Origin of the sequence: Herbaspirillum sp. C9C3, assembly GCF_013359625.1 — a bacterium.
Lineage (GTDB): Bacteria > Pseudomonadota > Gammaproteobacteria > Burkholderiales > Burkholderiaceae_D > Herbaspirillum.
In genome coordinates, this window is sequence record NZ_JABFMQ010000008.1 from 94,654 (window position 1) to 121,031 (window position 26,378).

Annotated in this window: 22 protein-coding genes and 2 tRNA genes; 18 read left to right on the top strand and 6 right to left on the bottom strand. The window is 62.8% G+C overall.

The features are described from left to right. The first annotated feature begins 395 nt into the window (after positions 1-395). From HNO82_RS10245 to HNO82_RS10260, 4 genes are all read left to right on the top strand, one after another. Entirely contained in the window at positions 396-1,232 is an 837-nt protein-coding gene (locus tag HNO82_RS10245; protein ID WP_175343639.1) for a metal ABC transporter ATP-binding protein, read from the top strand. After that, positions 1,229-2,116, top strand: a complete 888-nt coding sequence (locus HNO82_RS10250) for a metal ABC transporter permease (protein ID WP_008330415.1) — start codon at positions 1,229-1,231, stop codon at positions 2,114-2,116. The genes HNO82_RS10245 and HNO82_RS10250 overlap by 4 nt, the downstream gene beginning before the upstream one ends. 58 nt (positions 2,117-2,174) lie before the next feature. Next, on the top strand, positions 2,175-3,095 hold the full coding sequence (locus HNO82_RS10255) for a metal ABC transporter substrate-binding protein (protein ID WP_008330413.1): 921 nt from the start codon (positions 2,175-2,177) through the stop codon (positions 3,093-3,095). An 80-nt stretch (positions 3,096-3,175) separates the two neighbouring features. Beyond that, on the top strand, positions 3,176-3,493 hold the full coding sequence (locus HNO82_RS10260; protein WP_175343640.1) for a putative quinol monooxygenase: 318 nt from the start codon (positions 3,176-3,178) through the stop codon (positions 3,491-3,493). Positions 3,494-3,538: 45 nt separating this feature from the next. Here the strand turns inward: HNO82_RS10260 and HNO82_RS10265 are convergent, their stop codons facing one another. After that, positions 3,539-4,477, bottom strand: a complete 939-nt coding sequence (locus tag HNO82_RS10265; RefSeq protein WP_034350484.1) for a LysR substrate-binding domain-containing protein — start codon at positions 4,475-4,477, stop codon at positions 3,539-3,541. Positions 4,478-4,580: 103 nt separating this feature from the next. On the opposite strand from HNO82_RS10265, the gene HNO82_RS10270 reads away from it, so the two are divergent. Both HNO82_RS10270 and HNO82_RS10275 read left to right on the top strand, forming a co-directional pair. After that, positions 4,581-4,835 carry a hypothetical protein gene (locus tag HNO82_RS10270; RefSeq protein ID WP_034350705.1) on the top strand — a complete coding sequence of 85 codons (255 nt, stop codon included), beginning with the start codon at positions 4,581-4,583 and terminating at the stop codon, positions 4,833-4,835. 482 nt (positions 4,836-5,317) lie between these two features. Beyond that, a complete protein-coding gene (locus HNO82_RS10275; protein ID WP_175343641.1) occupies positions 5,318-7,321 on the top strand; it encodes a methyl-accepting chemotaxis protein in 2,004 nt (667 codons plus the stop codon). A gap of 25 nt (positions 7,322-7,346) precedes the next feature. Here HNO82_RS10275 and HNO82_RS10280 read toward each other — a convergent pair whose 3' ends face one another. Both HNO82_RS10280 and uvrB read right to left on the bottom strand, forming a co-directional pair. Continuing rightward, positions 7,347-8,144, bottom strand: a complete 798-nt coding sequence (locus HNO82_RS10280) for a uracil-DNA glycosylase family protein (RefSeq protein WP_175343642.1) — start codon at positions 8,142-8,144, stop codon at positions 7,347-7,349. A gap of 72 nt (positions 8,145-8,216) precedes the next feature. Next, positions 8,217-10,298: an excinuclease ABC subunit UvrB gene (gene uvrB / locus HNO82_RS10285; protein WP_175343643.1), complete on the bottom strand. Its 2,082-nt coding sequence runs from the start codon at positions 10,296-10,298 to the stop codon at positions 8,217-8,219. Positions 10,299-10,731: 433 nt separating this feature from the next. Here uvrB and HNO82_RS10290 point away from each other — a divergent pair, with 433 nt between their 5' ends. The 7 genes from HNO82_RS10290 (at position 10,732) to mnmH (ending at position 15,707) form a co-directional block, all read left to right on the top strand. Beyond that, positions 10,732-11,949, top strand: a complete 1,218-nt coding sequence (locus tag HNO82_RS10290) for an amino acid aminotransferase (protein ID WP_008330389.1) — start codon at positions 10,732-10,734, stop codon at positions 11,947-11,949. Positions 11,950-12,075: 126 nt separating this feature from the next. Beyond that, positions 12,076-12,151, top strand: a tRNA-Asn gene (locus HNO82_RS10295). A gap of 180 nt (positions 12,152-12,331) precedes the next feature. Beyond that, positions 12,332-12,407 (top strand) — tRNA-Asn (locus tag HNO82_RS10300). A 113-nt stretch (positions 12,408-12,520) separates the two neighbouring features. Next, positions 12,521-13,102 (top strand): nucleotidyltransferase domain-containing protein, encoded by a 582-nt coding sequence (locus tag HNO82_RS10305; protein WP_175343644.1) that lies wholly within the window; start codon positions 12,521-12,523, stop codon positions 13,100-13,102. Beyond that, the gene (locus HNO82_RS10310) at positions 13,089-13,490 is read left to right on the top strand and encodes a hypothetical protein (protein WP_175343645.1); all 402 of its coding nucleotides are present in this window, start codon (positions 13,089-13,091) and stop codon (positions 13,488-13,490) included. Before HNO82_RS10305 ends, HNO82_RS10310 begins: the two co-directional genes overlap by 14 nt. A 91-nt stretch (positions 13,491-13,581) precedes the next feature. Further along, positions 13,582-14,616: a selenide, water dikinase SelD gene (selD, locus tag HNO82_RS10315; RefSeq protein ID WP_175343646.1), complete on the top strand. Its 1,035-nt coding sequence runs from the start codon at positions 13,582-13,584 to the stop codon at positions 14,614-14,616. Further along, the gene (gene mnmH / locus HNO82_RS10320; protein WP_175343647.1) at positions 14,616-15,707 is read left to right on the top strand and encodes a tRNA 2-selenouridine(34) synthase MnmH; all 1,092 of its coding nucleotides are present in this window, start codon (positions 14,616-14,618) and stop codon (positions 15,705-15,707) included. Before selD ends, mnmH begins: the two co-directional genes overlap by 1 nt. A gap of 14 nt (positions 15,708-15,721) precedes the next feature. On the opposite strand, the gene HNO82_RS10325 is transcribed toward mnmH, so the two are convergent. Continuing rightward, entirely contained in the window at positions 15,722-16,780 is a 1,059-nt protein-coding gene (locus HNO82_RS10325) for a permease (protein WP_034350702.1), read from the bottom strand. Between the two features lie 339 nt (positions 16,781-17,119). On the opposite strand from HNO82_RS10325, the gene HNO82_RS10330 reads away from it, so the two are divergent. The 4 genes from HNO82_RS10330 to HNO82_RS10345 all read left to right on the top strand — a co-directional run bounded on the left by HNO82_RS10330 (position 17,120) and on the right by HNO82_RS10345 (position 23,379). Then, positions 17,120-18,460 (top strand): MFS transporter, encoded by a 1,341-nt coding sequence (locus HNO82_RS10330; protein WP_008330369.1) that lies wholly within the window; start codon positions 17,120-17,122, stop codon positions 18,458-18,460. Between the two features lie 78 nt (positions 18,461-18,538). Beyond that, positions 18,539-20,107, top strand: a complete 1,569-nt coding sequence (gene garD, locus HNO82_RS10335; protein ID WP_008330366.1) for a galactarate dehydratase — start codon at positions 18,539-18,541, stop codon at positions 20,105-20,107. Between the two features lie 84 nt (positions 20,108-20,191). Then, a complete protein-coding gene (locus HNO82_RS10340; protein WP_175343648.1) occupies positions 20,192-21,301 on the top strand; it encodes a lactonase family protein in 1,110 nt (369 codons plus the stop codon). Positions 21,302-21,609: 308 nt separating this feature from the next. Next, a complete protein-coding gene (locus tag HNO82_RS10345) occupies positions 21,610-23,379 on the top strand; it encodes a methyl-accepting chemotaxis protein (RefSeq protein WP_175343649.1) in 1,770 nt (589 codons plus the stop codon). Positions 23,380-23,538: 159 nt separating this feature from the next. On the opposite strand, the gene kdgD is transcribed toward HNO82_RS10345, so the two are convergent. Then, positions 23,539-24,459 carry a 5-dehydro-4-deoxyglucarate dehydratase gene (gene kdgD / locus HNO82_RS10350; protein WP_175343650.1) on the bottom strand — a complete coding sequence of 307 codons (921 nt, stop codon included), beginning with the start codon at positions 24,457-24,459 and terminating at the stop codon, positions 23,539-23,541. A gap of 303 nt (positions 24,460-24,762) precedes the next feature. Then, entirely contained in the window at positions 24,763-25,530 is a 768-nt protein-coding gene (locus tag HNO82_RS10355; protein ID WP_008330362.1) for a FadR/GntR family transcriptional regulator, read from the bottom strand. A 338-nt stretch (positions 25,531-25,868) separates the two neighbouring features. On the opposite strand from HNO82_RS10355, the gene iscR reads away from it, so the two are divergent. Next, on the top strand, positions 25,869-26,363 hold the full coding sequence (gene iscR, locus HNO82_RS10360; protein WP_008330361.1) for a Fe-S cluster assembly transcriptional regulator IscR: 495 nt from the start codon (positions 25,869-25,871) through the stop codon (positions 26,361-26,363). Positions 26,364-26,378: the final 15 nt, after the last annotated feature.

Here is a 26,378-nt window from a genome sequence, read left to right on the forward strand (position 1 = left end):
AGAATTCAAAGGGGGAGACGGCAAGTCGACAACGCTGGAAGACAGACTGCAAACATGGGCTGAAGATCCGCCGTCCGCCCGGCATTGTGCCCCGGACAACGACCGGATTTGCAGTGTTGTTACATTCTGCAACAGGGTTGCATTATAATGCCTGCTTTCCCTGTTTCTGCAACTCGGTTGCGCCAAAGGACAAGGGCGTCGGGATCAGCCCTGCTGGCCGCGCTGTCCGGAGCCCGTGTTGCTTCTTTTCAGATTGCCTGCCGTGTCGTTTTTCTCTCGAATCCTCATGAAACAAGGCGTGCTCGCCAGTCCCTGGTGGCAGCGCGTGCTGGCCGTCGTGCCCGTGGTCCTGCTGTTGTGGCTGGGTGTGCACTGGGCGCTGGGGGAGGGCTGACATGGATGCCGCCATCTCTCTGGACAACCTGACGGTGAGCTATCGTCGCCATCCGGCCTTGCACCACGTCAACGGCGCCTTTGCGCGCGGCTCGCTCACGGCCATCGTCGGCCCCAACGGTGCCGGCAAGAGCACCCTGCTCAAGACCATGCTGGGCCTGGTACGCTGCAATGACGGCCGCGTCCATACGCACGTGGATGCCCGTCGCATTGCCTACCTGCCGCAGCAGGCCGAGATTGATCGCAGCTTTCCCATCACCGTGATCGATTGCGTGCTGCTGGGATACTGGCAGGCCAAGGGCAACTGGGGCGCCATCGACGCCGCCATGCGCCAGCGCGCAGTGCAGGCGCTCACGGCGGTCGGGCTGGACGGCTTTTCGGCGCGCCCGGTCTCCAGTCTTTCGGTGGGCCAGTTCCAGCGCGTGCTGTTTGCCCGCATCCTGCTGCAGGATGCCGAGGTGATCCTGCTCGATGAACCCTTCAATGCCATCGATGCCCGCACTACCGGCGACTTGCTGCGCATCATCTCGGCCTGGCACGCCGAGCGCCGTACCGTGATCGCGGTGCTGCACGACCATGACCAGGTGCGTCGCGCCTTCCCGCAGACCCTGCTGCTGGCGCGCAACGTGGTGGCCTGGGGGGACACCGCGGAAGTGATGTGCGAAGAGAATCTGCAACGTGCCCGCGCCATGGCCGAGGCGGTGGATGAACATGCCGGCGTGTGCGAGGTGAGCGAAGCCGAGGTGCTGGCCCTGTCGAGGATGCACGAACATGCGCACGATCATTCACATGCGCATTCGCACACGCACCCTGCTGCCACCTCGGGAGGCCAGTCATGAGCGCACTCTCGACCCTGCAGGCCCTGGCGATAGCGCCGTTCCAGGAATTTTCCTTCATGCGCCGCGCTCTGGTGGCCGCCTTTGCCCTGGCGCTGGGCAGTGCGCCCCTGGGCGTGCTCTTGACCTTGCGCCGCATGAGCCTGTTCGGCGAAGCCCTGAGTCACGCCGTGCTGCCGGGCGTGGCGGTGGGGTTCATCTTCTTTGGCCTGTCGTTGCCGGCCTTGTCCATTGGCGGCTTTGCCGCCGGTGTGCTGGTGGTGGCCGTGGCTGGCTGGATCAGTCGTCATACCGAACTCAAGGAAGACGCCAGCCTGGCCGCCATCTACGTGGTGGCCCTGGCGCTGGGTGTGATCCTGATCTCGCGCCACGGCACCCAGCTCGATCTGCTGCACATCCTGTTCGGCAATGTGCTGGGCGTGGACAGCCAGGGGCTGGTGCTCATTGCGGGCGTGGCCAGTGCCAGCGTACTGGGCATCGCCGCGCTCTATCGCGGGCTGCTGCTGGAGAGCTTCGATCCTTCCTACATGGCCGTGGGGGGCGGGCGCAGCGGTGGGGCGATCTACCAGCAGGTGTTTCTGATGCTGGTGGTGATGAACCTGGTGGCCTCCTTCCAGACCATGGGCACATTGATGGCGGTGGGCCTGATGATGCTGCCGGCGGTCTCGGCGCGACTGTGGCACGACACCTTGCCGGCCCAGCTGTGCAACAGCGTCTTGCAGGCGATGCTGGCCGGCTATGCCGGGTTGCTGATCTCGTATTACGCCTCGGTGCCTTCCGGCCCCGTCATCATCGTCTGCGCCGGCGTGCTGTATGCCGCCTCGCTGCTGTTGGCCCCACGCGGCTGGCTACCGCGCCTGTTGCGGCGGCCGCATCTGCAGGCGTGAGGCTTCGGTTTTCCTGTCTTTTTCCGCGTTCTTCCGTTTCTCTTTCCCCGGAGTGTTCATGAAACTGTTTCGTCCCCTTTCAGCGCTGCTGGCCGCTCTGGCCCTGGCAGCGAGCCTACCGGCGCTTGCTGCCGAGCGCATCCCGGTGCTGGCCAGCTTCAGCATCCTGGGCGACGTGGTCGCCAATGTCGGCGGTGATCGCGTCGCCGTCTCCACCCTGGTCGGCCCGGATGAAGATGCCCACGTCTTCCAGCCGGCCCCGGACGACATCAAGGCGGTCTCGCGCGCCAAACTGATCGTGGTCAATGGCCTCGGTTTCGAAGGCTGGATGGATCGGCTGGCGCAATCGGCCAACTACCGCGGCCCCATCGTGGTGGCCTCGGCCGGCATTCAGGCGCGCGAGCGCGTGGGAGAGGACGAAGAGAGCCATGACCATGAGCATCACGGCAAGGATGACCCGCACGCCTGGCAAGACCCGCAGAACGTGATCGTCTACACCCGCAACATCGTCACTGCCCTGGCCAAGCTGGACCCGGCCGGCGCTGCGATCTACCGCAAGAATGGCGAGGCGTACATCAGCAAGCTGCAGGACCTGGATGCCTGGGCTGCGCGCCAGTTCAGCCAGATCCCGGACGCCAAGCGCAAGGTCATCACCTCGCATGATGCCTTCGAATACTTTGGTGCCCGTTACAAGGTGCGCTTCCTGGCGGCCCAGGGCGTGTCCACCGACAGCGAACCCAGCGCCCGCGACATCGCCACCCTGATCCGCCAGATCCGCAGTGAAAAGATCAAGGCCCTGTTCTTCGAGAACATGAGCAATCCCAAGCTGCTGCAGCAGATCGCCCGTGAATCCGGCACCGCGCCCGGTGGCAAGCTGTATGCCGATGCGCTCTCCAAGCCGGATGGCCCGGCACCGGACTACCTCTCGCTGATGCGCTACAACATCACGCAATTGCTGGAAAAGATCCGCCTGAACTAAGACCGCCCGAATCGCGTATGCTGGTGGCCCCGCGCCGTCGCCCTGACGGCGTCTGTCATCTTGCACAGGAGAATTCCCGCATGAGCACCGTTACCGTCGTCGCCATCATCACCGCCAAGCCCGGCCAGCGTGAAGCGCTGCTGGCCATCGCCCGTGCCAACCTGGCCGCCGTGCGCGCCGAGGCTGGCTGCATCGAATATGGACTGGTGGTGGATGTGGATGGCTTCGGTCCCAACCAGGCGCCGATGGGGCCGGATACCTTCGCCTTCGTCGAGAAGTGGAAGGATGAAGAGGCGCTGCGCCTGCACTTCACCCTGCCGCACATGACCGACTACCGCGAGAAGTCCAAGGACCTGATCGCGGATCGCAAGGTGCATGTGCTCAAGTCGGCGGACTGATCCTCGCCGCATTCGTCCCCGTGCGCGATGCGGGGACGGACTCCCTCAGTATTCGCCAGGGAAATCCGCCGGCCAGGTCTGCTGCGGATCGAACGAAGATGCCTGGCCCATCTGCTTCAACCACGTGATGAAGGTCTTCAGTGCCGGATTGGTGTCGGCGCTGCTGCGATAGAGCATGTGGTAACCCTCCCCGTGCAGCACGATCTCCGGAAACAGCCGCACCAGCCGGCCTGCGGCCAGGTCGTCATCGACCAGCGCCAGCGTGCCCATGCCCACGCCCTGGTCAGTAGCGGCCGCTTGCAGGCTCAGGAAGGAATGTTCATACACCGTCCCCGGCATCTTGCGCCGCACCGCCACCCCGGCCTTGGCCAGCCACTGCGACCACGCCGCCGACCGGCTGGAGAGATGGATCAGCGGCACCTCCACGAAATCGCGCGGCACCCGGATCGGGTGCGTCTCCAGAAAGTGCGGCGAGGCCAGCGGCACCGACACGTCATCCAGGAAGCGCACGCAGTCATAGCCGCTGCGCTCCAGCGGGCTGCGCCAGATGATGACGTCGAAAGGATCCTTCACATCCTCGAAATACTCCGACATGGTGGTGGTGACACGAACCTCGATGCGCGGATTGTCGATCTGGAACTGCGACAGGCGCGGAATCAGCCAGCGCATCGCCACCGAGGGCGCGGCGATCATGCGCACCACGCGGCTCTTGCCGGCCAGCGACAGCTGTTCGGCCGCCAGGGCGATGCGGTCCAGGCTGGCCTTGACCTCGGCATAGAAGGCCAGGGCCGCTTCTGTGGGTTCCACGCCACGCGACTGGCGTAAAAACAACGGTTGTTCGAAATATTCTTCCAGCGTTTTGATCTGCTGGCTGACCGCACTATGGGTGATGAACAGTTCATGGGCTGCCAGCGTCAGACTCCGCGTCCGGACTGCCGCTTCGAACACCTTGAGGGCCTTGAGCGGGGGTAGGGATGAAGACATGCTGTAAGAAAAACTTATAGTGGTGACGGAAAATGTTGCTTTGCAAAAGCCGGGGGCGACCTTATTCTTCAATCACCCAAACGTCAAACAGAAGGAATTCATCGTGAACAACGTCAGTATATTGGTAAAAGATGCCGGTTTTTCTAACAATTTGCGCTCCCTGGTCGAGCTGGTGAAGTTTGCCGTCCAGCAAGTCATCTCTGCCCACGCCTTGAAGCCGGTGCGCAATGATGCTGCCGAGCTGAACGACGCAGCCTACTTCGAAGGTGTGACCGATCACTTCGAGATGGAAGTGCGCCTGCGCCAGCTGGACCACAGCCACCTGCACGCCGTCTGGAAGCTGCAATCGCAGATCTGAGCGCCGTCGCGGCAAGCTTCATGCAGTACCGCAGTAGCTGAAATATCTTGTATGACCAGGCCTGATGCGCCTGAAGACGATGATGAAGAGACCGGCTCCGCCCGCTCCGGGGCCGCAACAGGCAGCCAGCAGTCGCCCACAGAGGCAGACCCTGCCACCGCATCGGCCGGCTTGATCCGGCACTCTCCGCAGTTTCCGTAGTATCCGTAGTATCCGCAACGGCGGCCTCCTGGCCGACAGCGCCCCCAGCATGGTCAGGCGCACGCTGCGTTGAAATCCCTCATCCCCGCTGTTGCGGGGATTTGTCGTTTACCGGTGTCTGCTCTCTGGAAGACAGGTCAGCTTGACCGGCACGGACATTTTCTTCTTAACAAAAATGACATCGCGCGGTAGTGCAGCGCTGCTATATTTGTTACGGGGAAAAGAAAGATGTTGCTGTTCTTGTAAGTTCCGCTTCATTGCTTCTACCAGGGGAGTCCATCATGTTGTCTTCACTTCGTGCCCGGCTGATCGTCATTTGCGTACTCATCGTAGCGGTGGCCATGATTGTTCTCAGTGCTGCCAACATCTATACCGTTCGCAGCGATACGCTCAGCGCCATTTCCACCCAGACCCGCCAGCTCACCGAAAGCCACGCCGCCAACATCACCGAGTGGGTGCGCAGCAAGCGCATCATCACCGGGGCCATGAAGCAGGCCCTCAAACAGAGCGATGTCCTGCCCATCGTCGCGGCGGCCCAGGAGGCGGGTTCCTTCGACGACGCCTATATCGGCTATCCCGACAAGCGCATGCTGGCCTTGCATCCGATGCCGGCCGGTTATGATCCGACCGCGCGGCCCTGGTACAAGCAGGCGGTCGAGGCCGGCAAGCCGGTCCTGACGGCACCCTATGTGGACGCCACCACCGGCAAGCTGGTGGTGACCTTCGCCGAGCCGGTCATCGACAAGGGGAGCTTGCAGGCGGTGCTGGGCTCGGACGTGCAGCTGGACAACGTGGTGCGCACCGTGGCTGGCATCAAGCCCACGCCGTCCAGCTTTGCCTTCATCGTCGGCAAGGATGGCCTCATCATCACGCACCCCAACAAGGAACTGGCCTTGAAGCCGGTCTCGGCGCTCGACCAGAATCTGTCGGCTGCCTCATTGGCCGGGATGAAGCAGGGCGGTCGTGCCACCATCGGCGGGCTGCCCTATCTGCTGTTTACGCAACCCATCGACAACACCGACTGGTCGCTGGTGGTGGCGCTGGATTATGGCGAAGCCACCCATGCCATTTCCGCCCTGATGGCGCTGGCAGTGGTGCTGGCGGTGGCAGCCATCGTGGCGGCGGCGGTACTGCTGAGTTACACCATCACACGCCTGCTGCGCCGCCTGGGCGTGGTGCGCAATGCCATGGACGAGATCGCCTCGGGCGACGGCGACCTCACGCGCCGCCTCGACACCAGCGGCAAGGATGAACTGGCGCAGATCTCGCGCGCCTTCAATCACTTTGCCGACAAGATCTCGCGGACCTTGCTCGATATCCGGCGCGCCAGCGAGTCTGTGAAGGTTTCTTCCAGCGAGATCGCCAGCGGCAACATGGATCTGTCCGCCCGCACCGAGCAGCAGGCGGGTTCCCTGGAGGAGACCGCCTCGGCCATGGAAGAACTGACCTCGACCGTGAAGCAAAATGCCGACAATGCCCGCCAGGCCAACCAGCTGGCGGTGTCGGCCTCGGACGTGGCGGTGCATGGCGGCACCGTGGTGGGCCAGGTGGTCAGTACCATGAGTTCCATCAATGAGTCTTCCCGCAAGATCGTCGACATCATCAGCGTCATCGACGGCATCGCCTTCCAGACCAATATCCTGGCCTTGAATGCTGCCGTGGAAGCGGCCCGTGCCGGTGAGCAGGGGCGCGGGTTTGCGGTGGTCGCTTCCGAAGTGCGTTCGCTGGCGCAGCGCTCGGCCACGGCTGCCAAGGAAATCAAGCAATTGATCGATGACTCGGTGCAAAAGGTGGAAGCCGGCAGCCAGCTGGTGGCGCAGGCCGGCTCGACCATGGATGAAGTGGTCTCCAGCGTGCGCCGGGTGACCGACATCGTCGGCGAGATCAGTTCGGCCAGCCAGGAGCAGAGTGCCGGCATCACCGAAGTGGGCAATGCAGTCACCCTGATGGATGAAGCCACCCAGCAGAATGCGGCCCTGGTGGAACAGGCGGCAGCCGCAGCCAAATCCCTGCAGGAGCAGGCGGCGCACCTGGCCGCCGTGGTGGCCGGATTCAAGCTGGATGAAAGTGGCGGGTCCGCGGCAACGACGCCGCCACCGGTGCCTCATCCTGCTGCGCAGCCCGCTGCGGCGCCGCGTCCTGCACCGCTCAACATCACGCCCAAGCCGGTGCCCCTCAAAGCCAAGCCTGCCACCAAGCCCGCACTGCCTGCCGAGCCGGCGCCACCTGCCGCCCCGAAGGCAGCGCCCAAGAGCGGCGGGGGCGACGACTGGGAAGAGTTCTGAACGAGCAAGGGCGAAGCGGGCCGGTTCAGGCCCGTTTCTTCAGCAGCTGCATGGGTGCAAACAGTTGCTGCATGCCGCTGTGCTCGATGAAGCTGAGATTGTAGGGATGCTCGGCCACCGCACGCGGGAAGGACGCCAGCAGTGGCAGGCCGCTCAGCTGTTCGGCGATCTTGCCCCACAGGACCAGTGTGGGCAGGGACTTGCCTTGCGCCTGGCCATGCTCGGCCAGGGCGCGCAATATCGTTTCGAAGAACGGTTTCCAGCCCCTGGCATCCTTTACCGGCGCCACGTGCGTGCGGAACACCAGGCTGGCATTGAGCAGCAGGAAACCTTGCGCGGTGAGGTTGTCCTGCAGGTCGGCCAGGGTCTGGATGCTGCCCGAGCCCGGCGCCAGTGCGCGGGCCGAGATACCCGCGAGCGCGTCGCCACTGGTCTGGCCAGCCTGTAGCGCGCCGTCGGCAACCAGCAGCATCTTCATGAAATTGCGCAGGGAGGTGGCGCGATTGACCTGTTTGGACAAGCCCTTTTCCGACCACAGTGAACCCACTGCGCCATCCATGAAGCACACGCCGGTCGCGCTGGCTGCGCGCGGGTACGGACCTTCGCCGACCAGCACGTAGCGCACCTGGCTCATGGGCTGCGTGAAGGCAGCAAACAGGCGGCCTTCCGTGGGCAGGTAATCATCCTGCGCGAGGGCGGAGAGGTAGGCCGGATCAGCTTGCCGGATCGCCTCCAGGCCGGCGCGCAGGGCGGCATGCCAGGAGGGATGGGCGGTGTGGATCAGGTCCAGCAGGGCAGCGGGGAGGGCGGAAACGGAAGACATGAAAGGGGAGGCAAACGGCCATATCGATAAAGTGGCGGCATTGTATACCGCCCGAGCGGCCTCCCCGCAGGATCAGGCCACCGCCGAATCGCTGCCCGATGCACCGAAAAGCTGCTGCTTCAACAGCTGCAACTGGTCGCGCGCGGCGGCGGCCTTTTCGAACTCCAGGTTCTTGGCGTGTTCCTGCATCTGCTTTTCCAGGCGCTTGATCTCCTTGCTGATCTGCTTCTCGCTCATGGATTCGTAGTTCTTCTTCTCCTCGGCCACCATCATTTCGCTGCGCGCCTGGGCCGGATTGAAGATGCCGTCGATCAGTTCGCGGATCTCCTTCTTGATGCCGGTCGGCACGATGCCATTGGCCTGGTTGAAGGCTACCTGCTTGGCGCGGCGGCGTTCGGTCTCGGTGATGGCCTTGTGCATGGAATCGGTCACCACATCGCCATAGAGGATGGCCATGCCGTTCAAGTTGCGGGCGGCGCGGCCGATGGTCTGGATCAGGCTGCGCTCGGACCGCAGGAAGCCTTCCTTGTCCGCATCCAGGATGGCCACCAGCGAGACCTCGGGAATGTCCAGGCCCTCGCGCAGCAGGTTGATGCCGACCACCACGTCGAAGGTGCCCAGGCGCAGGTCGCGGATGATTTCCACACGCTCGACCGTATCGATGTCGCTGTGCAGGTAGCGCACCTTGATGCCGTTGTCGGAGAGGAATTCGGTCAGCTGCTCGGCCATGCGCTTGGTCAGTGTGGTCACCAGCACGCGTTCATCCTTGGCGATGCGGTCGTTGATCTCCTGCATCAGGTCGTCCACCTGCGTGGTGGCCGGACGCACTGCGATGATGGGGTCCACCAGACCGGTTGGGCGCACCACCTGTTCCACCACCTGGTCGGCGCGGGTATTTTCATAGTCCGCCGGGGTGGCCGAGACGAAGATGGTTTGGCGCATCTTCTTCTCGAACTCGTCGAACTTCAGAGGGCGATTGTCCAGCGCCGAGGGCAGGCGGAAGCCGTAGTCCACCAGGTTCACCTTGCGCGCGCGGTCGCCGTTGTACATGCCGTTCAGCTGGCCGATCAGCACGTGCGATTCGTCCAGGAACATGATGGCGTCCTTGGGCAGGTAATCCACCAGCGTCGGTGGCGGGTCGCCCGGCTTGGCGCCGGAGAGATGGCGCGAATAGTTTTCGATGCCTTTGGTGAAGCCGATCTCGGTCATCATCTCGATGTCGAAGCGGGTGCGCTGTTCCAGTCGCTGTTCTTCGATGAGCTTGTTTTCCTTGCGGAAGAATTCCAGGCGCTCGGCCAGCTCTTCCTTGATGGTCTCGATGGCGCGCAGCACGGTTGAGCGTGGCGTCACGTAGTGCGAACCGGGATAGATGGTGAAGCGCGGGATCTTCTGGCGCACGCGGCCCGTCAGCGGATCGAACAGTTGCAGGCTGTCGATCTCGTCGTCGAAGGTCTCGATGCGCACGGCCAGCTCGGCATGTTCGGCAGGGAAGACATCGATGGTGTCGCCGCGCACGCGGAAGGTGCCGCGCCCGAAGTCCACTTCGTTGCGGGTGTACTGCATCTGGATCAGGCGGGCGATGACGTCGCGCTGCGAGACCTTGTCCTTGGCGCGCAGGGTCAGGATCATCTGGTGGTATTCGTTCGGGTTACCGATACCGTAGATGGCCGAGACGGTCGCCACGATCACCACGTCGCGCCGTTCCATCAGCGACTTGGTGCAGGACAGGCGCATCTGCTCGATGTGCTCGTTGATCGAGGAATCCTTCTCGATGAACAGGTCGCGCTGGGGGACGTAGGCTTCGGGCTGGTAGTAGTCGTAGTAGCTGACGAAATATTCCACCGCATTGTGCGGGAAGAACTCGCGGAACTCGCTGTAGAGCTGTGCCGCCAGCGTCTTGTTGGGGGCAAACACGATGGCCGGTCGGCCCAGGCGGGCAATCGTGTTGGCCATGGTGTAGGTCTTGCCCGAGCCGGTCACGCCCAGAAGCGTTTGGTAGAACAGGCCGTCATGCACACCCTCGACCAGCTTGTCGATGGCCGCCGGCTGGTCGCCCGCCGGGGGGAACACCTGGTAGAGCTTGAAGGGCGAGTCGGGGAAGGTGACGAACTTGCTCTCGTCCAGCTCGGTATTGATGGGGGTCAGTTCAGCCATGGTTGGGGTTGCCTTTGTCGCGCGAGTTCCGATGGGCCGCCACGGTGCAGGAAGAACCGGCAACGCCCGCAAGCGGGTCATTGCACACAGGCAAGGTGGGGGCGTGAATATTCATCAAATGCTGTCGGGATGCTGAAGTTCAAGACACAATCTGCGCCTGTCCAGCCGGCAAAACCGGACGCAAAGCCGCGTCAGCAGCCAGCTCATCCACTGGGTGGGGCGGCCTGGCGCGGGGCGGGTGCAGATCGGGGTTATGTCGATAGAACATGGTTTCATGCAGATTCAGCAGGCATTTGAGCCAGTCTGTGTCTGTGATTGGCGATCCACATTTGTTAGAATGCAGTGTTGCAAAAAGGTGCACATCCGAATCTCTCCCAGTGCACCCATTTCCTTCTGCAGCGCTTTGTTGCAGCTAACTTTTCATGTTATCACGATGAACGCACCTGTCTCCGCCTCCCTGTTTTCCGCCATCGAAATGGCGCCGCGCGACCCCATCCTGGGCGTGACCGAAGCCTACAACGCCGACCAGAACCCGGCCAAGACCAACCTGGGCGTGGGCGTGTACTACGACGACAACGGCAAGGTCCCCCTGCTGGAATGCGTGAAGAAAGCCGAGGCGGAACTGGCAGCCAAGCTGGCCCCGCGCACCTACCTGCCCATCGATGGCCTGGCCACCTATGACCGCGCCGTGCAGGAACTGGTGTTCGGCGCCGGCAGCGCCGTGGTCACCGAGAAGCGTGCCATCACCGTGCAAGCCCTGGGCGGCACCGGTGCGCTCAAGCTGGGTGCGGACTTCCTGAAACACTTCTCGCCGGCCGGCACCGAAGTCTGGATCAGCGATCCGAGCTGGGAAAACCACCGCGCCCTGTTCGAGATGGCCGGTTTCAAGGTCAACGCCTATCCCTACTATGATCCGGCCACCCGCGGCGTGAACTTCGCCGGCATGCTGGAAGCCTTGAAGACCATGAAGACCGGCTCGGTCGTGCTGCTGCACGCCTGCTGCCACAACCCGACCGGCGCCGACCTGACCGACGACCAGTGGACGCAAGTCATTGAAGTGGTGACCTCGCGCGGCCTGGTTCCCTTCCTGGACATGGCCTACCAGGGCTTTGGCGACGGCATCGCCGAAGACGGCCAGGTGGTGCGCCGCTTCGCTGAAGCCGGTGGCCCGCTGTTCGTGTCGAACTCCTTCTCCAAGTCCTTCTCGCTGTATGGCGAACGCGTGGGCGCATTGTCCATCGCCGCAGCCAGCGCCGAAGAAGCGGCCCGCGTGCTGTCGCAACTGAAGCGCGTGGTGCGTACCAACTACTCCAACCCGCCGATCCACGGTGGCCAGGTGGTCGCCACCGCCCTGGCATCGCCCGAACTGCGCAAGCTGTGGGAAGACGAACTGGCCGAGATGCGCGTACGCATCCGCGAAATGCGTCAACTGCTGGTGGCCAAGCTGAAGGAAAAGGCGCCCGGCCATGACTTCGATTTCGTCATCAAGCAGCGCGGCATGTTCTCCTACTCCGGCCTGACCAAGGCCCAGGTGGAACGCCTGCGCAACGAGTTCTCTATCTATGCCGTCGACACCGGTCGCATCTGCGTGGCGGCACTGAACACCAAGAACATCGACGTGGTGGTCGACGCCATTGCCAAGGTGCTGTAAGGACCTGCGCGCCCCTCTTTCGGAAGAGGGGCGCGTGAGGGACTTTCTCCTATGAGAAACGTCCTTTTCCCCGAAAAAAGTTTTGACATGAAATAAAAATCACGTCATAATCTTTTTCTCAGCTGTTCCCTGATAGCTCAGTCGGTAGAGCGACGGACTGTTAATCCGCAGGTCCCTGGTTCGAGTCCAGGTCGGGGAGCCAAAGAATGCGAAGGCCTCGCAAGTGATTGCGGGGCCTTTTCAATTAGTGTGAGGCTGCTGTTTGGTCTCGCGCAAAAGAGCGGCAGGGCTATGCCGCCACGATGCAGAACGATGTAAAAAATTTTCGTTTTACACTCTGGTAAATCTGAAAAAAATCGTTCATAATCGCGCCCTCAATTGATCCCTGATAGCTCAGTCGGTAGAGCGACGGACTGTTAATCCGCAGGTCCCTGGTTCGAGTCCAGGTCGGGGAGCCAGAATACGAAAGCCTCGCAAGTTCCTTGCGGGGCTTTTTTGTTTTTGGCCCTGCCAGGCATCACCTCTGCTTGCTTGTGCTCAAATTTAGCGCAGTTGAGCTAGAATTGAGCGCATGAGCACCCTCAGTGACGCCCTTTTCTCCAAATCCATCCAAGCCATTCTCGGCCAGCTGTTCCTGCGGCCGGAAGGGATGCACCTGCGCGCACTGATGAGCCGCACCGGCATCAGTTCTGCGTCGGCTCAGCGCGAGCTTGGCAAATTGACCGAGGCCGGCCTGTTGCTGCGGGAAGAGGTGGGGCGCGTCTTGCTCTACAAGCCCAATCCGGACTCTCCAATTTTTTCGGAACTGAGCGCCATTATTCGCAAGACCTTTGGCGTGGCCGATACCATCAAGGCTATGCTGCTGCCTTTTTCGGAACGCATCGAGCGCGCCTTCCTTTATGGCTCGGTTGCCAAGGGGTTGGATACGGCGACCAGTGACATTGATTTGCTGGTGCTGGCGGATGACCTTGGCAGTGCCGATCTCTACCCCGAGCTGGTGGCGCTGGAGGCAAGACTGGGCAGGAAGATTTCCCTGACGGTGTATCGCCCCGCTGAATTCCGGAAAAAGATCGCGGCACGGAATCATTTTCTGGTTTCCGTGATGGCTGGTCCGAAAATCGAATTGATCGGAGCACAGGATGGGGCGCAATGAGCTTGAAAATCTCCTCAGGTTGGGGCAACTGAAGCCGGAGCCTCCTTCGGCGGCCGAAATCGATACCCATCTCCAAAGTGGCCGGGATCGGCTCAAAGATGCCTCGGCACCAGGTCTTTCATTATCCGGCCGTTTCCTCCTCGGCTACAGCGCGGCGTATGCGTTCTCGCTGGCCGCCTTGCGGCGCCAGGGTTTCCGGCCCGCCAGCCGCTATGTGGTGTTCCAGTGCCTGCCTCACACGCTGGAGGTCGGTCCCGACGTCTGGCGCTTGCTCGCACGGGCGCATGATGTTCGCAATGGCTTTGAATACGAAGGCAGTGACGAGGTGACTGAAGATCTCGGCCTGCAAGTGATTCGTTGCGCTGAGGTGCTGGAACGCCTGTCGTGATTGACCGGCTGCCCATTCAGAGACCTGGGCCCATCCCGGCGCCGCAATCGCTGCTAGAATCGGCATCCCCCCGATCAGCCAGGACTTTCCCATGAGCGACCCGATTCGTCTGACCCAATACAGCCATGGCGCCGGTTGCGGTTGCAAGATTTCACCGCAGGTGCTCGACGTCATCCTGGCCGGCAGCGGCGCCCAGCATCTCGATCCCAAACTCTGGGTAGGCAATGCCTCCCGCGATGATGCGGCCGTCTATGCCATCGATGACGAGCGCGGCGTGGTCTCCACCACCGATTTCTTCATGCCCATCGTCGATGATCCCTTCGACTTCGGCCGCATCGCCGCCACCAATGCCATCAGCGACATCTACGCCATGGGCGGTGATCCGCTCATGGCCATCGCCATCCTCGGCTGGCCGGTCAACGTGCTGCCGCCGGAAGTGGCGCGCGAAGTCGTGCGCGGTGGCCGCGCGGCCTGCGATGCGGCCGGCATCCCGCTGGCTGGTGGTCATTCCATCGATGCCCCGGAACCCATCTTCGGCCTGGCCGTGACCGGTGTGGTGGAGAAGCGCCACATGAAGCGCAACGACACCGCCAGCGCCGGTTGCCTGCTGTACCTCACCAAGCCGCTGGGCATCGGCATCCTCACCACCGCCGAAAAGAAGGGCAAGCTGCGCCCTGAAGACGTCGGCACGGCACGCGACTGGATGTGCCAGCTCAACCAGCCCGGCAGCCGCTTCGGCAAGCTGGCGGGCGTGGCTGCGATGACGGATGTGACCGGCTTCGGCCTGTTGGGCCATCTGGTGGAAATGTGCGACGGCAGCGGCGTGAGCGCACGCATCCAGCACGCGCTGGTGCCCAGCCTGCCGGGCGTGCCTTATTACCTGGCCGAAGGCTGCGTGCCGGGTGGTACCGGACGCAATGTCGAGAGCTATGGCAGCAAGATCAGTCCGCTTAGCGAAGCCCAGAAGAATCTGCTGTGTGATCCCCAGACCAGCGGCGGCCTCCTGGTGGCAGTGCGGCCCGAAGCCAATCCGGAATTTCTCGCCACCGCCGCTGCGCTGGGGTTGGAACTGGCGCCTATCGGCGAACTGGTGGAACGACAGCGTTACGCGGTCGAGGTGCTTTGATGGCCGATCTGCAGCCCAGCCGCGAACTGTTCCTCGCCGATACGCCCATGCTGGATGCAAGGGCGCCGGTGGAGTTCGTCAAGGGCGCCTTTCCGACTGCCGTGAACCTGCCGCTGATGAACGATAGCGAGCGCCATCAGGTCGGCCTGCGCTACAAGGAAGCGGGCCAGCAGTCGGCCATCGAACTGGGCCATCAACTGGTCAGCGGATCAGTCAAGGAGGAACGCATCGCCGCCTGGGCGCAGTTTGCACGGGCGCATCCGCAAGGCTGCCTGTACTGCTTCCGGGGCGGGCTGCGCTCGCAGATCACCCAGCAATGGTTGAACAGTGAGGCCGGCATCGCCTATCCGCGCGTGGCCGGCGGCTACAAGGCGCTGCGGCACTTCCTGATGCAAGCCATCGACCAGGCTCTGGCCGAATGCGCCTTCGTGGTGGTGGGGGGCATGACCGGCAGCGGCAAGACCGACGTGCTGCTGCAGCTGGACAATGCGCTGGACCTGGAAGCCTACGCCAATCATCGCGGCTCCAGTTTCGGCAAGCGCGCCAGCCCGCAGCCTGCGCCCATCGACTTCGAACACCGCCTGGCCATTGCCCTCATCAAGCTGCAGGCGCAAGGTCACCACTGGTTCGCGCTGGAAGACGAGAGTCGCCTGATCGGCGCCTGCGCCTTGCCGCTGGCCTTGCACGAGCGTATGCAGAACCTGCCCATGGTATGGCTGGAGGACAGCCGGGAAGGGCGCGTTGAGCGCATCCTGCGCGATTACGTCAGTGGTTTGTGCGAGGAATATCTGGCGCTGGATCCGCGCCACGGTTTCGAGCGCTATCGCGCTCATCTGCTGGCCGCGCTCGGCAAGCTGGTCAAGCGCCTGGGCGACCAGCGCTACCGCCGCCTGCTGCAGATGATGGAAACGGCACTGGCGCGCCAGGAGAAAGACGGCGTGGTCGACTTGCACCGTGCCTGGATCGATGCCTTGCTGGCCGAATACTACGATCCCATCTATGCCTTCCAGCGCGAGTCCAAAGGCTCGCGCCTGCTCTTCGCAGGGAAGCAGACCGAGGTGGTCGACTTCCTGCGGCAGTATCGTCCCTGAGCCTGCTTACAGCATTACAGCAGCACCACGGCCACCATCCCGCTGACCGCGCCGATCAGGATGGTCAGCAGCGTGACGGTGGTCAGTACCTTGGGCGTGAATGAGGTGCGCAGCATCAGCAGCGAAGGCAGGCTGATGCTGGGCAGGGTCATCAGCAGCGCCACGCCGGGGCCCACGCCCATGCCCAGGGACAACATCGATTGCACGATGGGGATTTCGGCCGCCGTGGGAATCACGAACAGCGTGCCCACCACCGCCAGCGCCACGATCCACAGCAGGCTGTTGCCCATGCCGGCATCCACCTGCGGGAACAGCCACACCCGCGCTGCGCCCAGCGCCAGCACCACCACGATGTAGACCGGCATGGTGGTCCAGAACAATTGCCACAGCTTGCTGGCCCAGCGGACCAGGAAGTGACGTCCATCATCCATCGGTTCGTATTCGGCAGCGGCCACCGCATCCAGTGCCGCCTGCGGCAGTGTTTCGGCTTGCGCCACGCGCTGCGCGATCAGCGACACGCCCACCACCAGCAGCACACCGGCCACCAGTCGCAGCGCAGCGAAGTCCCAGCCCAGTACGAATCCCATGAACACCAGCGTGGCCGGATTGAGCACCGGGTTGGCGATCCAGAACGCCAGCGCGGCGCCGACCGAGACCTGCTGACGGCGCATGCCCGCTACCACCGGGGCGGCGCAGCAGGTGCACATCATGCCCGGCAGGGCGAACAGCCCGCCGCGCAGCGTCGAGCCCAGGCCGGCGCGGCCGAACACGCGCAGCAGCCAGTCGCGCGGCACCAGCACCTGCACCAGCGAGCCCAGCAACACGCCCAGTACGGCGGCTTTCCAGATGGCCAGGAAGTAGACGCCGGCATATTCCAGCGCCGCCGACCACGGTGCGGCCGGTGCATTGCCCAGGATGGAGGCGCCGATGCTGTGCTTGTCGGCGGCCACGAAGGATTTCAGATAGTAGGGCGACCACTTGACGTAATAGAGGCCGATGGCGGCCACCAGGACGAACAACAGCGGCTTGAGCCAGGCGGAATTGCCGCGCGAGATGGTGGAAGAGGGTGTCATGGGAAATCTTGGCGAAATGAAGAGTCCGCGCATGATACCTTCGCCGCGCCGCTTCGTCAGCGCGGCGAAGGGACAGGTCATACAACGCCCCCCCGACGCAATAGCTCCATGCCCACCGCACGAGAACCATCGTACCGGGCGCATTCAGCGCTTGCGTCCGGTTGGCGTCCTGCTATACTGCGCTTGCTGTTGTATGACGTCTTATAACAACCTTATTCAAAGCACAACAATACGCCAAGAGACCCGCCCAGCAGGCTCCACGCCAGTACGTCCGTGTTCCCGCGGCGTCTGTGCGCAGCCGGTGGGCGGCATGGATGGCGAGAGACCTGGAGAATTCAATTGGCGCAAAGCAACACCACCGGCGGCGCTGGGGCGGTCAAGCCCACCCACATCCGCTATCTGATCCTGTTCCTGCTGTTCGTCGTCACCACGGTCAACTACGCTGACCGTGCCACCTTGTCCATCGCCGGGTCGGCGATGAAGACCGAACTGTCGCTGGACCCGGTGACCATGGGCTACATCTTCTCGGCCTTCAGCTGGGCCTACGTGCTGGCACAACTGCCGGGCGGCTGGCTGCTGGACCGCTTCGGCTCCAAGAAGATCTACATGTGGAGTATCGCCCTGTGGTCTTTCTTCACCTTCCTGCAGGCCGGTGTGACCTGGATGAGCACGGCTTCGGCCGTGATCGCGCTGTTCCTGCTGCGCTTCATGGTGGGCTTGGCCGAGGCACCGTCCTTCCCGGCCAATGGCCGCATCGTCGCGGCCTGGTTCCCGACCAAGGAGCGCGGCACTGCCTCGGCCATCTTCAATTCGGCGCAATACTTCGCAGCCGTGATCTTCACGCCGCTGATGGCCTGGATCGTGCACAGCTACAGCTGGCATCACGTCTTCACCGTCATGGGCGTGGTCGGCATCCTGCTGGCGATGGTCTGGGGCAGGGTCATCTACAGCCCCAAGGATCATCCGCGCATCAACCAGGCCGAACTGCAGCACATCGAATCCGGTGGCGGCCTGGTCGACATGGACAACAGGAAGGTCGCCGCTCCCTCCACCAAGGGCAAGGGATATATCCGCCAGTTGCTGTCCAACCGCATGCTCCTGGGCGTGTACATCGGCCAGTACTGCATCAACGTGATTACCTATTTCTTCCTGACCTGGTTCCCGGTGTATCTGGTGCAGGAGCGTGGCATGTCCATTCTCAAGGCCGGTTTCGTGGCCTCGATCCCGGCGGTGTGCGGCTTCATCGGCGGCGTGGTCGGCGGCCTGATCTCGGACCGTCTCATCAAGAGCGGCATGTCGGTCACCTGGTCGCGCAAGATCCCCATCGTGGGCGGCATGCTGCTGTCGATGACCATGATCCTGTGCAACTACGTCGAGGCGCAGTGGATGGTGGTGGGCATCATGGCCCTGGCTTTCTTCGGCAAGGGCGTGGGCGCGCTGGGCTGGGCCGTGGTGGCCGATACCGCACCCAAGCAGATCGTGGGCCTGTCCGGTGGCCTGTTCAACATGTTCGGCAACGTGGCCGGCATCACCACCCCCATCGTGATCGGTTACATCGTCAAGCAAACCGGTTCCTTCGCCGGTGCCCTGGTGTTCGTGGGCATCAATGCGCTGGTGACCGTGATCAGCTATCTTGTGATCGTCAAGGAAATCAAGCGCGTCGAACTCAAGGACGCCTGATCCGCCTTGTCGGCGGCCGCTCCGGCAGTGGCCGCCTTTTCCATTCAATTGCAGCATTCTGTCGTTTTGGGACTTAGCATGAGCACCGATACCGTCGCCAGCCAGGCATTCACTCCGCGTTACATCATGATGAACGACACTGACAATGTCGCCATCGTCGTCAATGACGGCGGCCTGCCCGCCGGCACCGTGTTCCCCGACGGTCTGACCCTGGTCGACCGTGTGCCCCAGGGGCACAAGATCGCCCTGCGCGATCTCAAGCAGGGCGAAGCCATCGTGCGCTACGACGTGGCCATCGGCTATGCCGTGCGTGATATTCCCAAGGGCAGCTGGATCGAGGAATCGCTGGTGCAGATGCCGCCGGCGCGCGAACTCGACAACCTGCCCATCGCCACCAGGAAACCGGCACCGCAGCCGCCGCTGGAAGGCTATACCTTCGAGGGCTACCGCAATGCCGATGGCTCGGTGGGCACGCGCAACCTGCTGGCCATTACCACCACCGTGCAATGCGTGGCCGGCGTGGTGGAACATGCGGTCAAGCGCATCCGCGCCGAGCTGCTGCCCAAGTATCCGAACGTGGAAGATGTGGTCGCGCTGGAGCATACCTATGGTTGCGGCGTGGCCATCGATGCCCCCAATGCCGGCATTCCCATCCGCACCCTGCGCAACATCAGCCTGAACCCCAACTTCGGCGGCCAGGCCATGGTGGTGAGCCTGGGCTGCGAAAAGCTCCAGCCCAACCGCCTGCTGCCGGAAAACATGATCCCCATCCACAAGGCCGGTGAACCCTATGTGGTCTGCCTGCAGGATGCGGAACACGTCGGTTTCAACTCCATGATCGATTCCATCATGACCATGGCCGAGGCACGCCTGACCGAACTGAACAAGCGCCGTCGCGAAACCTGCCCGGCCTCGGACCTGGTGGTCGGTGTGCAGTGTGGCGGCAGCGATGCCTTCTCCGGTGTGACGGCCAATCCGGCGGTGGGCTTTGCCACCGACCTGCTGGTGCGCGCCGGGGCGTCGGTGATGTTCTCGGAAGTGACCGAAGTGCGTGACGGCATCGACCAGTTGACCTCGCGCGCCGTCAATGAGGAAGTGGCCCAGGCCATGATCCGCGAGATGGACTGGTACGACAATTACTTGAAGCAAGGCGGCGTGGACCGCAGCGCCAACACCACCCCCGGCAACAAGAAGGGCGGCTTGGCCAACATCGTCGAGAAGGCCATGGGCTCCATCGTCAAGTCCGGCTCCAGCCCGATTTCGGGCGTGCTCGCGCCGGGCGACAAACTTCAGCAGAAGGGCCTGATCTACGCCGCCACCCCGGCCTCCGACTTCATCTGCGGCACCTTGCAGCTGGCCGCCGGCATGAACCTTCATATCTTCACCACAGGCCGTGGTACGCCCTATGGCCTGGCGGCCGTGCCGGTCATCAAGGTCGCCACCCGCAACGATCTGGCGCGACGCTGGCATGACCTGATGGATGTCAATGCCGGACGCATCGCCAGCGGCGAAGCCACCATCGAACAGGTCGGCTGGGAACTGTTCCAGCTGATGCTGGACGTGGCCAGCGGCAAGAAGCGCACCTGGGCCGAACAATGGAAGCTGCACAACGCACTGACCCTGTTCAACCCGGCGCCGGTGACCTGATGCCATCCTCCCTTGGGACCCGCTTGCGGGTCCTTTTTTTTCCGTTCACATACCAACAACAACGTTGATCCGCCAGGAGACCGCATGAGCAGCCTTATTTCCACATCCTCTTCCCGTCTTGCCACCTTCATCGCCACTTCCGCCCTCAGTCTGGCCACCGGCTACGCCCATGCGGCCACCGTGGCCTATGTCTCCAACGCCGACAGCCAGGACATCTATGTGCTCAGGCTCAATGGCGACGGCAGCGTCAATCTGATCGAGCAGGTCGATACCGGCAGCACCGTGATGCCGCTGGCCATCAGCCCGGACCACCGCTTCCTGTATGCCTCCCTGCGAGGCCAGCCTTATTCGGTCGTCAGCTATGCCATCGATCCCCGCAGCGGCAAGCTCAAGGTCCTTTCCAAGGCGCCGCTGGCCGACAACATGGCCAACATCGCCACCGACCGCAGCGGCCGCTATCTGCTGGCGGCGTCCTACTCGGGCAACAAGATCTCGGTCAATGCGATCGCCAGCGACGGCACCGTGCAGGCGCCGCCGCTGGCAGTGATCCCGACCGGGAAGAACGCCCACTCGGTGCAGGTCGATCCGGCCAATGCCTTCGTCTTCGCCAGCAACCTTGGCAGTGACGTGATCCTGCAGTACCGCTTCGATGCGGCCACCGGTGCGCTCACGCCCAATACGCCGCCCTCCGTGGCCACCAGGGCCGGTGCGGGGCCGCGCCACTTCGTGTTTTCGCCGGACCAGCGTTTCGTCTATTCGACCAATGAGCTCGATGCCACCGTCAACACCTACGCCTATGACCGTCGCGCCGGGACCCTGACCCTGCAGGGCAGTGATTCGGCCTTGCCGGAAGGCTTCAAGACCAGCGAGCAGCTGGCGGCGGCCGACCTGCACCTGACCCCCGATGGCCGCTTCCTCTATGCCAGCGAGCGTACCTCCAATACGCTCACCGGCTATCGCGTGGACCTGGCCAGCGGCAAGCTCACGCGCATCCTCAACATCCCCACCGAAACCCAGCCGCGTGGCTTCAACATCGATCCGCAGGGGCGCTATCTGCTGGCGGTCGGCCAGAAGGCCGGACTGACCAGCTACGCCATCAACCATGACAGCGGCGCCCTGACCCCGCTCTTCCGCTATACCCTCGGGCGCAACCCGAACTGGGTCGAGATCATCGACCTGCCGGCAGCCCCCTGATTCCTGGTTGCTGATTTCTTCAGCATTCAAACCGTCAATATGTTGTTTTTTGAGCTTGTCGGAGGTAAATCCGACAAGCTTTTTCACATGATTGCCGTCACATATGAAGCCGGCTTGATCCAGGACAGCCAGTGCCGGGTGTTGCCGTTGCACAATACGCAAGCACCTGTTTGCCGAGTGCCCTAACCGGGAATTGGGGCCGTTTTGGTCAGTTTGCCGCCGATATGAAGCGTGCCTCGCTGTTGTATCGTCTGCGCCAGGTTGTTCATTTCATTTGTTGTTGTACAAATATTAAGCGGAGAGAGGGAATGCGGAATCTGACGGTTCGCTTCAGCCTGATGAGCGCGCTTGCGCTGTTTTCATGCATGATCGTAGTGGGGGCCGGCGTGGGGATCTTTGCGCTGGGTCGGGCCAACCAGGCCACGGAATATGTGCATGAGATCGCCGAGCATGTCATCGTCATCAATGACGCCTACAAGGACACCACGCGCACACGCTCTGCGCTCACGCGCGCCTATGCCAATCTGAAGGAAAAGAACGATCCGGCCGTCACCGAGGGCGCCCTCAAGAGCGCCCAGACCAGCTATGACCGTGGCCTCAAGTACGTGGAGGAGTTCAGCAAGATGTCCGAGCTGGCCGGCGAGGAGCCGGCGGTGAAGAAGGAACTCATCGAATCGGCGCGCGCACTCTCCGACCTGCTGCTCAAGGCCGCCGGTGAGTTGAAGGCGGGCGATACCGCCGCGTATTCGGAGCTCAACGACAAGCAGATCAATCCGGCCGGAGCGCGCTTCTCCAAGGCGCTGGACCAGTTCCAGAAGCGGGCCATGGATCTCAACAACACCGCCGCCAGCGAGCGCCAGCACGAATACAACATGGTGGTCTGGCTGGTGGTCGCCGGTCTGATCGGCGCCCTGTTCCTGGTGATCGGGGTGCATTTCATGCTGCGCAACATCGTCCTCACGCCGCTCAACCGTGCCGTTCACCTGCTGGACCTGGTGGCCAATGGCGACCTGACGACCAAGGTGGATGTCAAGAACAACAACGAGATTGGCCGCCTGTTCTCGGCCATCCGCAGCATGCAGCAGGCGCTGTTGACCACCGTGGGCCGCGTGCGCAGCAGTTCCGACAGCATCGATACCAGTGCCAAGGAAATCGCCGCCGGCAACATGGACCTGTCTTCGCGCACCGAGCAGCAGGCGAGCTCCCTGGAAGAGACCGCCGCCTCCATGGAACAGCTGACCGGCACCGTCAAGCAGAACGCCGACAATGCCCTGCAGGCCAACCAGCTGGCGCATTCGGCCTCCTCCACCGCCAGCAAGGGTGGGGAAGTGGTTTCGCAGGTGGTCGACACCATGCAGGCCATCAATGATTCCTCGCGCAAGATCGTCGACATCATCAGCGTCATCGATGGCATCGCCTTCCAGACCAATATCCTGGCCCTGAATGCAGCGGTGGAAGCCGCCCGGGCCGGTGAGCAGGGCCGCGGCTTTGCCGTGGTGGCCTCGGAAGTGCGTTCGCTGGCGCAGCGTTCGGCGGCGGCGGCCAAGGAGATCAAGTCGCTCATCGATGATTCGGTGGAGAAGGTTGAAGCCGGCAGCCAGTTGGTGGAGCAGGCCGGCGCCACCATGAGCGAAGTGGTCACCAGCGTGCAGCGCGTGACCGACATCGTCGGTGAGATCGCCGAGGCCAGCCGCGAGCAGAGCACCGGCATCGAACAGGTCAATCGCGCCATCACCCAGATGGATGAAGTGACCCAGCAGAACGCCGCTCTGGTGGAACAGGCAGCGGCTGCGGCGCAATCGCTGCAGGCCCAGGCCACCAACCTGGTGGGCGCGGTGAGCATCTTCAAGATCGATGCGCACCAGATTGCCAGCCCGGTAGCCAAGCCGCGTCCGGCGCCGATGGCGCCGCCCTCGGCTGCGGTTGCACCGGTTGCGCCTGCCGTGCCCGCCGCGCCGTCCGCTGCAGCCACACCGAAGGCGGCGCCCAAGTTGCCGCCCGCCAAACCGGCCAAGGCCACGCCACCGGCGCCAGGCAGCCGCATCAAGGACGATGCACAGGATTGGGAAGAGTTCTGAGTTTTGGCATTTCCCTTCACGAAAACCTCCGTCGCTTCGGCTACGGAGGTTTTTTTTCGGCAGGGGCCTGCACTTTCCTTCATCTCACGTAAAAAGGGGAGGGGGCCGCAGTTTCCTGCGGCCCCCTCCCTTGTTGCTGCCGGTCGGATCAGGTGAGTCTTATTGCGGACCCAGCTTCTTGATCAGGGCGGCCAGTTCTTCGTGCTCTTCCGGGGTGCAATCGGTCAGGGGCGTGCGGACCGGACCGGCGTCGTGGCCGACGATCTTGGCACCGGCCTTGACGATGGACACCGCATAACCCGCCTTGCGGTTGCGGATGGCCAGGTAGGGCAGGAAGAAGTCGTCGATGAGCTTGCCGACGGTGTCGTGGTCTTCCTTGGCAATGGCTTCGTAGAACTCGACGGCGGTCTTGGGGATGAAGTTGAACACGGCCGAGGAATACACCGGCACGCCCAGTGCCTTGTAGGCGGCGGCATAGACTTCAGCGGTCGGCAGGCCGCCCAGATAGGTGAAACGGTCACCCAGCTTGCGACGGATATGCACCATCGGTTCGATCTCGCCGACGCCATCCTTGAAGCCGATCAGGTTGGGGCAGCGGTCGGCCAGGCGTTGCAGGGTCTCGGCGTTGAGCTTGCAGACTGCGCGGTTGTAGATGATGACGCCGAAGTTGACCGACTTGCAGACCGCTTCCACGTGGGCGGCGATACCGTCCTGGCTGGCTTCGGTCAGGTAGTGCGGCATCAAGAGGATACCGTGCGCACCCAGACGCTCGGCTTCCTGGGCATAGGCGATGGCGGCGCGGGTGGAACCGCCGGCACCGGCGATGATGGGCACCTTGCCACGGCAGGTGTCGACGGCGGTGCGGATGATGTCCGAATATTCACCCGGAACCAGCGAGAAGAACTCACCCGTGCCGCCAGCGGCGAACAGGGCGCTCGCGCCATACGGCGCCAGCCACTCCAGGCGCTCGATGTAGGTCTTGGGGCGGAAATCGCCTTGCTCGTCGAAGTCCGTCAGCGGGAACGACAGCAGGCCGGAAGAGAGGATCTGTTTGAGGTCTTGGGGTGTGTACTGGGACATGGTTTCGCTCGACGCCGTTAGGAATGGGTTGGAAAACGAGGCAAGTGTGTTGATTGTTGTCTCTGATCTTCTTGTATCCGATTAGGATATCAGTCATCGTACAACATAAGATTTCAGAAAGCCAGCAATTTCTTCTGAGCTTTTGCGCTGGTGCAGGAAGAGAGAGGGCAGGTGCTGCCGACGCGGAAGAGGACGAGGCCGGGCGCTGTCGGCGGTATTGCCGGACGATGGCTGGAGGATGGACGGGACTGCGGTAAGGAGCGGGCCGACCGGAGATGCCCGGATCGGCCCTTGCCCGGTAGGTCAGGCGCTGCCGGTGCTGCCCGATTCGGCTTCCTGCTGCGCGCGGCGCAGGCGCTCGCGGCTGTTGGTGAGGTGATTGCGCATGGCCGCGCGCGCCGCTTCGGCGTCGCTTCGGGCGATGGCCTCGAAGATGTCTTCATGCTCGCGCTGGACCCGCTCCAGGTAGCTGGCCTGCTGGTCATGGGCCAGCTCGGCGGTATTGATGCGCTTGCGCGGGATCACCCCCATGCCCAGATGGCTGATGATCTCGATGAAGTAACGATTGCCGGTGGCATTGGCGATGGCGAAGTGGAAGCGAAAGTCCGGTCCCACGGTATCGCCACCGCTTTTCTGGTTGGCGTGGAACAGGTCCAGCGCCTCGCGGATCTCCTGCAACTGGGCATCGCTGCGGCGGGAGGCGGCCAGGCCCGCAGTTTCGGTTTCCAGGCTGATGCGCAGCTCCAGCAGCGCCAGCAGGTCACGCATGGTGGTGATGGTGGCCGGGTCGATGTTGATGTTGGAGCCCTTCTTGGCCTCCAGTACGAAGGTGCCGATGCCGTGGCGCGTCTCCACCTGCCCGGCGGCTTGTAGCCGCGAGATGGCTTCGCGCACGACGGTACGCGAGACCCCCTGGGTCTGCATGATCTCCGATTCGGTGGGCAGCTTGTCGCCGGGCTTGAGACTGCCGCTGCTGATCATCGCCGACAGCGCCGCCACGACTTCCTGTGACAGGCTCTGGGGTTTGCGGCGAGGGCGCAGCAGCGGATTGGGGGTGTCGCTAACATCCATATCGTTTTATTTCTCGGGAGCGCTGGCGGACCGGCTTGTCAATGCTTGTGGTCGGTCCGCATCAGGCGAGGTGAACATTGTCGCGCCATCTTACCAGATCGATAAGCAGCGACGACGCCAGGACCAGCCGTAGCCCTCAGGGTAACGCACTTTACGCAAGAGGTCAGACAAGTTTCGGCGGAATTTTCATGCGCTTTGCGCCAGGCCAGCTTTTCGGCGATATGAAGGAAAAGGGAGGGTACCTGACAGAATTACTCGGGTTTGCTATACTTGACTCAAATATTCGGGAATTCAGGGTAACCGGCCCCGCCGGTGCATTTGTTTCTGGAGCGAACTTCATGCGTCTTACCACCAAAGGCCGTTTTGCCGTGACTGCGATGATTGACCTGGCCCTGCGCCAGGGCAAGGGTCCTGTCACGCTGTCGGCCATCAGCGAGCGCCAGGAAATTTCTTTATCATATCTGGAGCAGTTGTTCGGCAAATTGCGGCGTCACCAGATCGTCGAGTCCGTGAGGGGTCCCGGCGGTGGTTACAATCTCGCCCGCAAGGCGGCCGACGTGTCGGTTGCCGACATCATCATCGCCGTGGACGAACCGCTGGATGCAACCCAGTGCGGTGGCAAGGAAAACTGCCACAGCGCCGCGCATCCCGGCGGCGCACGCTGCATGACACATGAACTCTGGTCCACCCTGAACGAAAAGATGGTCGAATACCTGGATTCGGTATCGCTCCAGGATCTGGTCGACCAGCAAAAAGAACCCAAGCCGGCGGAACACCGTGCCGCCGACTCGCAGAGCGTGGTGGTGATGCACCGCCCGCAAGCCGCAGCCTGATTTGGAGCAAGGACC

Bases quoted from the DNA above. Each gene is read 5' to 3' on its own strand.
- HNO82_RS10305 (WP_175343644.1), top strand. From the start codon at position 12,521: ATGAGCACCCTCAGTGACGCCCTTTTCTCCAAATCCATCCAAGCCATT.
- mnmH (WP_175343647.1), top strand. From the start codon at position 14,616: ATGGCCGATCTGCAGCCCAGCCGCGAACTGTTCCTCGCCGATACGCCC.
- HNO82_RS10280 (WP_175343642.1), bottom strand. From the start codon at position 8,144: ATGTCTTCCGTTTCCGCCCTCCCCGCTGCCCTGCTGGACCTGATCCAC.
- HNO82_RS10310 (WP_175343645.1), top strand. From the start codon at position 13,089: ATGGGGCGCAATGAGCTTGAAAATCTCCTCAGGTTGGGGCAACTGAAG.
- HNO82_RS10275 (WP_175343641.1), top strand. From the start codon at position 5,318: ATGTTGTCTTCACTTCGTGCCCGGCTGATCGTCATTTGCGTACTCATC.
- HNO82_RS10265 (WP_034350484.1), bottom strand. From the start codon at position 4,477: ATGTCTTCATCCCTACCCCCGCTCAAGGCCCTCAAGGTGTTCGAAGCG.
- HNO82_RS10260 (WP_175343640.1), top strand. From the start codon at position 3,176: ATGAGCACCGTTACCGTCGTCGCCATCATCACCGCCAAGCCCGGCCAG.
- selD (WP_175343646.1), top strand. From the start codon at position 13,582: ATGAGCGACCCGATTCGTCTGACCCAATACAGCCATGGCGCCGGTTGC.
- HNO82_RS10345 (WP_175343649.1), top strand. From the start codon at position 21,610: ATGCGGAATCTGACGGTTCGCTTCAGCCTGATGAGCGCGCTTGCGCTG.
- HNO82_RS10340 (WP_175343648.1), top strand. From the start codon at position 20,192: ATGAGCAGCCTTATTTCCACATCCTCTTCCCGTCTTGCCACCTTCATC.
- HNO82_RS10355 (WP_008330362.1), bottom strand. From the start codon at position 25,530: ATGGATGTTAGCGACACCCCCAATCCGCTGCTGCGCCCTCGCCGCAAA.
- HNO82_RS10255 (WP_008330413.1), top strand. From the start codon at position 2,175: ATGAAACTGTTTCGTCCCCTTTCAGCGCTGCTGGCCGCTCTGGCCCTG.
- HNO82_RS10290 (WP_008330389.1), top strand. From the start codon at position 10,732: ATGAACGCACCTGTCTCCGCCTCCCTGTTTTCCGCCATCGAAATGGCG.
- uvrB (WP_175343643.1), bottom strand. From the start codon at position 10,298: ATGGCTGAACTGACCCCCATCAATACCGAGCTGGACGAGAGCAAGTTC.
- HNO82_RS10250 (WP_008330415.1), top strand. From the start codon at position 1,229: ATGAGCGCACTCTCGACCCTGCAGGCCCTGGCGATAGCGCCGTTCCAG.
- HNO82_RS10325 (WP_034350702.1), bottom strand. From the start codon at position 16,780: ATGACACCCTCTTCCACCATCTCGCGCGGCAATTCCGCCTGGCTCAAG.
- garD (WP_008330366.1), top strand. From the start codon at position 18,539: ATGAGCACCGATACCGTCGCCAGCCAGGCATTCACTCCGCGTTACATC.
- HNO82_RS10245 (WP_175343639.1), top strand. From the start codon at position 396: ATGGATGCCGCCATCTCTCTGGACAACCTGACGGTGAGCTATCGTCGC.
- iscR (WP_008330361.1), top strand. From the start codon at position 25,869: ATGCGTCTTACCACCAAAGGCCGTTTTGCCGTGACTGCGATGATTGAC.
- kdgD (WP_175343650.1), bottom strand. From the start codon at position 24,459: ATGTCCCAGTACACACCCCAAGACCTCAAACAGATCCTCTCTTCCGGC.